The following is a 1451-nucleotide window of genomic DNA, read 5'->3' as shown; positions in this document are numbered from 1 at the left end:
TCAGGATCAGCTTCAAGTGCCTTGTGGTGGTAATACGTCGATGGGGCGATTGGCAGTTGACTACAAATCGACTCGACCCCGAACTGAGCACGATGCTCGTCGATAAATGACACCATCAATTGGGTTTGCGGTCGAGCTCCGCCTGGGCGAAAAAAGCAGCCGCCTTACGGAGAATTTCATTGGCACGCTTCAATTCGGTGTTTTCACGCTCTAGCTGCTTGAGTCGTTCATGTTCAGACAGGTTAACCGAGCTGTTTTCCTGCGTGAGTTCTGTGCGTTTGCACCAGGCTCTCAAAGTCTCTGGTGTACAACCGAACTTGCTGGCAATGGAGCAGATCGCCGCCCACTTGGACGGGTATTCGTCTTGCTGTTCAAGGACTAATCGAACAGCTCGCTCCCGGACTTCTGGGGAATATCGTTTTGGTGAGTTCATAACTCCATCCTCTCAAGATATGGAGTCTCCGGTAAAGCCGGGGCGGTTCAATGTCCATATATAACTTGTATCCATATGGACAATGACAGTAGAGCCTGGAAAGCCTGAAGTGCATAGGTTGCTGGCCGTGTCTATACCAGTGCTGCTATAGATTATGGAAGACGGCCAACTTGAACATGCCGTAAAGGTAGCCCGCATTAGCAGCACCGAGAATGGCCTACGCGATTCGGCTTTACTGCTGGCATGTTTTGGTACCGGCATGACCGTAACTGAGCTGAGTCGTCTGCGGGTGCATGACTATCTCAAGGAGGATGGCACAGTTAAGCGTGATTCAGAGGTCAGAGCAGCTATCGCGTACAATCAAAAGACTCGCCCACTGTGCTGGACGAACAAAAAACTTACTAATGCCATCGACGCACACCTTGCCGAACGGCTAGAGCGTGGGCATGGCATTACCACCCGTAAGGCAGCTTATCGCGGGCTTGATCCAGAGTCGCCGCTGTTTGTATCTGGCCGCACCGGGGAAGGGTTGAAGCTTAGCGCAAAACGCAGGGGCGGCAAGACATACTACAGCGCTACACAGCTCAGCCGCATTTTTACACGGCTCTTTGATCAGGCAGGGATAGAAGGCGCAAGCGCTCAGTCTGGTAGGCGCACACTGGCTGTGAAGCTAAAGCGCAGGGGGATTGATCTGCGACACATTAGCGAGATATTGGGCATCGAGTCACTTGAAGCGGTTAAAAAGCTCTGTGCTGGTGACCCTGCGAGACTAGGCGATATCGTCCGCAAAATCATATAGCCCAATCGAGTAGGAAGGGGAGTCACCTCCCCCGTCCTCTCACACCACCGGGCATACGGTTCCGTACCACGGCGGTTCATGCAGAACGTTTAAGCCATCTTACCGTATCCAGTATCGATATCAGGCCCTGATCATAAAACCACTTTCTAGGTAGGGCCTGATTCATGTGCGAGGCTCCGGCGTTCCACCAGGGCCCTCGCCCATTACCCGCCGATTTCC

At 52.9% G+C, this 1451-nt stretch carries 1 protein-coding gene, 1 pseudogene and 1 other annotated feature; of the genes and pseudogenes, one reads left to right on the top strand and one right to left on the bottom strand.

Annotation, left to right across the window (positions count from 1 at the left end; translation table 11 throughout):
* A pseudogene (locus NH344_RS18130) lies at positions 1-433 on the bottom strand (transposase); the annotation flags it as partial.
* Positions 42-158, bottom strand: a sequence feature (AL1L pseudoknot). It overlaps the preceding pseudogene by 117 nt.
* A 154-nt stretch (positions 434-587) precedes the next feature.
* On the opposite strand from NH344_RS18130, the gene NH344_RS18125 reads away from it, so the two are divergent.
* Positions 588-1232 carry a tyrosine-type recombinase/integrase gene (locus tag NH344_RS18125; protein WP_269061854.1) on the top strand — a complete coding sequence of 215 codons (645 nt, stop codon included), beginning with the start codon at positions 588-590 and terminating at the stop codon, positions 1230-1232.
* The last annotated feature ends 219 nt before the right edge of the window (positions 1233-1451 follow it).

It is taken from the genome of Halomonas sp. Ps84H-12, from assembly GCF_024124725.1.
GTDB classification, from domain to species: Bacteria; Pseudomonadota; Gammaproteobacteria; order Pseudomonadales; family Halomonadaceae; genus Vreelandella; species Vreelandella aquamarina.
The sequence above is the reverse complement of the archived record's forward strand: the minus strand, read 5'-3'. Positions and strand labels throughout refer to the sequence as shown.